Genomic DNA, 5,602 nt, shown 5'->3' on the forward strand with positions numbered 1-5,602 from the left:
AAGCGTACGTGCCGTCCGCCCGGCGGCACGCCCGCTTGACGCGGGCGATCTGATCGAAGACGAGTCCGTAGTGCCCGGCGAGGAACGCGCCGCGGTCGATCACCATGTCGATCTCGTCGGCGCCGTACGCGACCGCCTCCGCCGTGTCGGCGAGCTTGATCTCGAGCGATGCACGACCGCTCGGGAACGCCGTCGCGACCGCGGCGACGCTGATCAGCCCGGCGTCGGGATCACCGTGCGCGGCCCCGAGCGCCTCGACGGCGTGGGGCACCATGTCGCCGTACACGCACACCGCCGCGACGCGCGGGCACGTCGGATCGGATGCGTCGGGCGTGAGCGCCTTCGCGACGAGCGAGCGCACCTTGCCGGGCGTGTCCGCGCCCTCGAGGGTGGTCAGGTCGATGAGCTCGATGATGCGATCCAGGGCCCACGCCTTCGACGTGGTCTTGATCGATCGCGTGCCCAGACCCGCAGCGCGCTGCTCGAGGCCGACCGCGTCGACCCCCGGGAGTCCGTGCAGGTAGCGCCGCAGGGTGACATCGTCGGGCTCGCCGCCGAGCAACTCGACCGCCCGCTCGGGCAAGGTCATCAGATCCGTGCGGCTCATGGGTCCCTCCGTTGGTGGGCTCGATCTCGCGACCCGGGCGAACTCAGTCGACCGCCTAGCCTAACCCGCGATGCGGCCGGCCGGCTTCGGGATGGCCTCGGCACGGCGTCGAGCCACGGCGTCCACGATCTCGATCGTAGATGCCCCGGACGCAGTGGTCTACGGTGCCGGTGTCTGCGCGGCGGGCGCTGCGCCGTCGAGCAGGGATGCGACGAGTTCGTCCACCGTGATGCCCCGCCGGGCGGCTTCTGCGATGAGCCTCGCGGCGGCCTCCGTGGAGATCTCGTCCGGCGTCGGCCCGTCGCCTTGGTCGCGCATCAGGAGCGACAGCACGGGCACGACGACCGCCCCCAGGGCAGCGAGGATCGCGAAGATCCCGAGGGCACGGGGGTAGACGTCGTCATCGAGCAGATCCGCGAACCACACGAGGCCGAGGATCAGGGCCACGACGATCCCGAAAAGCACCAGCGTGATAGCGAGTCCGACCCGCACGGCCGGGCGCCGGCGGTTCGCGAGAAGCAGGAGCAGCGAAGCCAGCGCAAACGCGGAGGTGAGGGTGACGCCGCTCCAGAGGAGCCTCCACACGACATCGGGCATCGAGAATCCGGGCTGCCACCAGATCGCCCAGATCACCAGCCCCGCCGTCGCGATCGCGACAACGGCGCCGATCGTGCCGAAGATCTGCAGGCGTCTCCCCGCGAGCGCGGCGCAGCACAGGACCGCCACGCTGAACGCGCCGACGATCGTGGTCGTGCCGAGCACGCGGCCCGCGTCGGGCCCGAGGTCGCCGCCGAGCAGCACGGCGATGCCGCCGATGGCCGCGAGGCCGAAAGCGACGACGATGATGCCGACGATGATCCTGCGCAGGAGCGAGACCGTTCGTGCGCCGGAGGACCGGTCGCCGGCATCCGTCGTCACGTCAGCGCCTCGCGAACGCGCCGCACGTCGTCGGTGATCTGGGCGATCAGGGCGTCGACCCCACCGAACGCGACCATGGCCCGCACGCGCGCGACGAACTGGAGCTCCACCCGGCGACCGTACAGGTCGAGATCGGTCTCGTCGAGCACATAGGCCTCGACCTGCCGCGCGTGCACATCGTCGAATGTCGGGTTCACGCCGACGGAGATCGCGGCGGGGTAGCGGATGCCGGAGCGGAGCCCGTCGTCGGATCCCTCGTCCATCAGCCAGCCGGCATAGATGCCGTCCGCCGGGACGAAGCCCTCGAGCTCGGTGGTGAGGTTGGCGGTCGGGAAGCCCAGTTCGCGGCCGCGCTTCTGGCCGTGCACGACCTCGCCCCAGACCGAGGCGGGGCGACCGAGCAGGCGCGCGGCGGTCGCCACGTCGCCCTCGGCGAGGAGCTCGCGGATCCACGTCGACGAGACGCGGCGCCCGTGCTCGATGGCCCGCACGTCGCCGACGACGTCGACCGTGAAGCCCCACTCGGCGCCGAGTCCGCGCAGCAGGTCGACGTTGCCCGCTCCCCCGCGGCCGAAGCGGAAGTCATTGCCGACGAGCACCGTCCGCACACCGAGGGCTCCGACGAGCACGTGCTCGACGAATTCCCGCGCAGGAAGGCTCGCGAGCTGCTCGTCGAAGCGCAGCATGAGCGTCGCATCCACGCCCGCCTCCGCGAGCAGCTGCAGCTTCTGGTGCACGCCGATGAGCGCCGGGGGGCAGAGTTCCGGGCGGAGCACGCTGAGCGGATTGCGGTCGAACGTGACGGCGACCACGCGCGCGCCCGTGGCCGCGGCATCCACCCGGGCGCGCTCGATGAGCGCACGGTGGCCGGCGTGCACGCCGTCGAACTTGCCGATCGCGACGACGGAGGGGCCGAAGTCCTCGGGCACCTCGGAGGGCTCGTGGAAGACGATCACGGGGCCACCGGTCGGTGCGTGAGCAGCCACCAGATGCCGAAGAACGGCAGCGCGAGCGGCACGAAGAGGTACCCCATGCCGAACCACGACCAGACCGTCGGGTGGGCGAACGCGTCGGGCAGCAGAAGGGACAGGGTGCCGATCACGAGCACGCCGACGAGCTCGAAGCCGATCGCCACCCAGGCGACGCGATACCAGGTGTGGCTCCCGGCGAACACGAGCGCGAGCGTGGCCAGGATGTACACCGCGGCCGAGACGGCCGAGAGGGTGTACGCGAGCGGCGCCTCGGCGAATCGCTCGATGATCTGCACGAGCGAGCGGCCCGTGGCGGCGAGCGCCATGACCCCGTAGACGATGACGAGCACCCGTCCGATTCCCCTCATGCGCGGGCGGGGCGAGACGGCGGGTTCGGTGTCTGCGGGGGCTGTGCTCATAACGCACTCAATCCTAGGCGCGGGCGGGGAAGCTGCTCCGCGCGCGTCGGCCGTGCGCTACGCGATCTGGACCGCCCAGATGACCTGCATGCGCCACACCATGACGCCCACCGCCAGGGCGACGATGCCCATGATGACCGTGCTCCACCGGCTTCGCTCGACCAGTGCCCACGCCACCCCTGCGACCGGCAGGAGGATGGCGGAGACGAGGTAGACCCAGAACTCCAGAAGGCTCCCGGTCGGCGGGTTGCCCGCGAACGGCGCGATGATCGCCACGACCACCTGCACGACGAGGAGCAGCTCGATGAGGGCGAGCGCGCCCACGGTGAGATCGCTCGGACGTCGGCCGGCCAGTCCCAGCACGACGCACAGCAGTCCGGCGAGCACCGCGGCGGACACCTGGACGTACGTGAACCACAGGATCACGGGGCCTCCCTCGGCGGTTGCGGCATGTTCATCGCGCTCTTCAGGTCGTCACCGCGTCTTTCCACGATGCCGACGAGCACTCCGGAGGGATCGACCGCGGCGGCGGTGGACTCCCGGATGCGCGCGGCGGCGCCGGTCAGCCGCTTGCCGTGACGGAGGTCTCGCGCCTCGTCGGCGGTGACGTCGAGCCGGCCGAGCACCGCGGCGGCGACGACGGCCGGATCGAGACCCGGCTGCGCGCCGAGTTTGTCGGGCGATGCGGCGCCCGCGACGGTGAAGGGACCGACGTGCGTGCGGCGCAGCGCCGTGAGGTGGCCGCCGACCCCGAGCGCCGCGCCCAGGTCGCGCGCGAGCGCGCGGATGTAGGTGCCGCTCGTGCAGTCCACGACGACGTCGAGGTCGATCGCCCCGTCCCGCTCTGCGATGCGGAGCACCTCGAACCTCGACACCGTGACCGAGCGGGCCTTCAGTTCGACGGCGACACCCTCGCGGGCGAGGTCGTACGCCCGCCGGCCGCCCACCTTGATGGCAGAGACGGTGCTCGGCACCTGCGAGATGGGCCCCGTGAGGGCGGCCACGCCGGCGGCGATGCGCTCGGGGGTCACCGCCGCGCGGGCTGCGGCATCCGCCCGCGCCGTCTCGACACCGTCGGCATCGTCGCTATCGGTCGATACACCGAGCCGGATCGTCGCCTCGTAGGTCTTGTCGAGCCCGACGAGGTAGGTGAGCAGGCGTGTCGATCCCTCGACGCCGAGCACGAGCAGGCCGGTGGCCATGGGATCGAGGGTGCCGGCGTGGCCGATCTTGCGCGTGCCGAGTGCGCGACGCGCGCGGGCGACGACGTCGTGGCTGGTCATGCCACCAGGCTTGTCGACGAGCAGGATGACGGAATCGGCCATCAGCGGATGTCCCGGGAGACGCGCACCGGATGGGCGGGGTCGGCGTTGTCGACGATGGCGGATGCCGCGTGCTGCGGATCTGCCTCTTGCAGGTACAGCTCATGCGCCCGGCTGCTGCGGATGTTGGACGGGGCATCGGGGGCGGGGTCGCCGCCGGTGCGTGCGGCCATGCGGGCGAACGCGGCCTCGGCCGGTACGTCGAGCCACACCGACCAGTCCCAGAGGCCGCGGAGCTCGGGGCGGTTCAGAAAGATGCCGTCGACGATGAGCACCGCGTCGTCGGGGGCGGTGACCCAGCGCGATTCCACCGGAGCGTCGCGGGCGACATCGAACGCGTCGAGCTGAAAGCCCGTCGCGGCCGATGTCTGCGGTCCTTCGCGGAACGGCTCGATGAGCACGCGGCGGAACAGCGAGTAGTCGTAGGAGTCCCGGTACAGGCCCTCGGGCGACGTGCGCCCGAGGGCATACCGCTCGGCCCGCGGCCGGTGGAACGCGTCGATCGATGCCCGGAACACCGCCGAACCGTCCTCCGCGAAGACCTCGGCGAGGGCGTCGGCGAAGATCGTCTTGCCGGCACCGTTCCGACCGTCGACGGCGATGATCACCCGGCCCGCGCGGTAGTGCCGGCGCACCTCGTCGCGCAGTTCGCGCAGGAGCGTCGTGGCGGGCGTGATCGGGAGTCGCACCCCTCCAGCGTACGGTCCGCGGCGGAGCTGGCCGGGCGCCGCCTAGGCTGATCGGCATGCCCGAGATCGCCGCACCGCTCATCGCGTGGTACCGGGACAATGCCCGCGACCTGCCGTGGCGGCATCCGGAATTCGGTGCGTGGGGCATCCTCGTCAGCGAATTCATGCTGCAGCAGACGCCCGTGAACCGCGTGCTCCCGTTCCTCGACGCATGGCTCACCCGCTGGCCGACGCCCGAGGCGCTCGCCGCGGCTCCCCCGGCGGAGGCGGTGCGGCAGTGGGCGAACCTGGGCTATCCGCGCCGGGCGCTGTGGCTGCACCGTGCCGCGGTCGAGATCACCGACCGCCACGGCGGGGTGGTTCCCCGCGACGTCGACGCGCTGCTCGCGCTGAGCGGCGTGGGCGACTACACCGCGCGGGCGGTCGCCGTGTTCGCCTACGGCGACCGGCATCCCGTCGTCGATACGAACACGCGACGGGTGCTCGCCCGCGTGGTGGACGGACGTTCGCAGCCACGCCCGCCTGCCCGCGCGGACCTCGCCGCGATGGCCGCCGTCCTGCCGACGGGCGACGCTGCGGCCGCGATCGTGAACGCCGCGGCGATGGAGCTCGGGGCGGTCGTCTGCACGGCGCGCACCCCGAGGTGCGGTGCATGCCCGCTCGCGCATGCCTGCGC

Annotated in this window: 7 protein-coding genes and 1 pseudogene; 1 reads left to right on the forward strand and 7 read right to left on the reverse strand. The window is 72.0% G+C overall.

From position 1 onward, the window contains the following. The 7 genes and pseudogenes from VNT50_RS12330 to VNT50_RS12360 all read right to left on the reverse strand — a co-directional run. Positions 1 to 607: pseudogene (locus VNT50_RS12330) on the reverse strand (deoxyribose-phosphate aldolase); the annotation flags it as partial. 159 nt (positions 608 to 766) lie between these two features. Continuing rightward, a complete protein-coding gene (locus VNT50_RS12335; RefSeq protein WP_325485412.1) occupies positions 767 to 1,525 on the reverse strand; it encodes a hypothetical protein in 759 nt (252 codons plus the stop codon). Next, positions 1,522 to 2,481, reverse strand: coding sequence for a bifunctional riboflavin kinase/FAD synthetase (locus VNT50_RS12340; RefSeq protein WP_325485418.1), 960 nt, complete (start codon positions 2,479 to 2,481; stop codon positions 1,522 to 1,524). The genes VNT50_RS12335 and VNT50_RS12340 overlap by 4 nt, the downstream gene beginning before the upstream one ends. Beyond that, positions 2,478 to 2,915 carry a hypothetical protein gene (locus VNT50_RS12345; protein WP_325485413.1) on the reverse strand — a complete coding sequence of 146 codons (438 nt, stop codon included), beginning with the start codon at positions 2,913 to 2,915 and terminating at the stop codon, positions 2,478 to 2,480. Before VNT50_RS12345 ends, VNT50_RS12340 begins: the two co-directional genes overlap by 4 nt. A 57-nt stretch (positions 2,916 to 2,972) precedes the next feature. Further along, positions 2,973 to 3,341 carry a hypothetical protein gene (locus tag VNT50_RS12350; protein ID WP_325485414.1) on the reverse strand — a complete coding sequence of 123 codons (369 nt, stop codon included), beginning with the start codon at positions 3,339 to 3,341 and terminating at the stop codon, positions 2,973 to 2,975. Then, positions 3,338 to 4,240 (reverse strand): tRNA pseudouridine(55) synthase TruB, encoded by a 903-nt coding sequence (gene truB, locus VNT50_RS12355; RefSeq protein WP_325485415.1) that lies wholly within the window; start codon positions 4,238 to 4,240, stop codon positions 3,338 to 3,340. The genes VNT50_RS12350 and truB overlap by 4 nt, the downstream gene beginning before the upstream one ends. Next, a complete protein-coding gene (locus VNT50_RS12360; protein ID WP_325485416.1) occupies positions 4,240 to 4,926 on the reverse strand; it encodes a nucleoside/nucleotide kinase family protein in 687 nt (228 codons plus the stop codon). The genes truB and VNT50_RS12360 overlap by 1 nt, the downstream gene beginning before the upstream one ends. A 56-nt stretch (positions 4,927 to 4,982) precedes the next feature. On the opposite strand from VNT50_RS12360, the gene VNT50_RS12365 reads away from it, so the two are divergent. Next, positions 4,983 to 5,602 (forward strand): HhH-GPD family protein (locus VNT50_RS12365; RefSeq protein ID WP_325485417.1); only part of this gene is annotated, 620 nt, incomplete at its 3' end.

The organism is Microbacterium sp., assembly GCF_035554235.1.
In the GTDB taxonomy this organism is placed as follows: domain Bacteria; phylum Actinomycetota; class Actinomycetes; order Actinomycetales; family Microbacteriaceae; genus Microbacterium.

Bases quoted from the DNA above. Each gene is read 5' to 3' on its own strand.
- VNT50_RS12345 (WP_325485413.1), bottom strand. From the start codon at position 2,915: ATGAGCACAGCCCCCGCAGACACCGAACCCGCCGTCTCGCCCCGCCCG.
- truB (WP_325485415.1), bottom strand. From the start codon at position 4,240: ATGGCCGATTCCGTCATCCTGCTCGTCGACAAGCCTGGTGGCATGACC.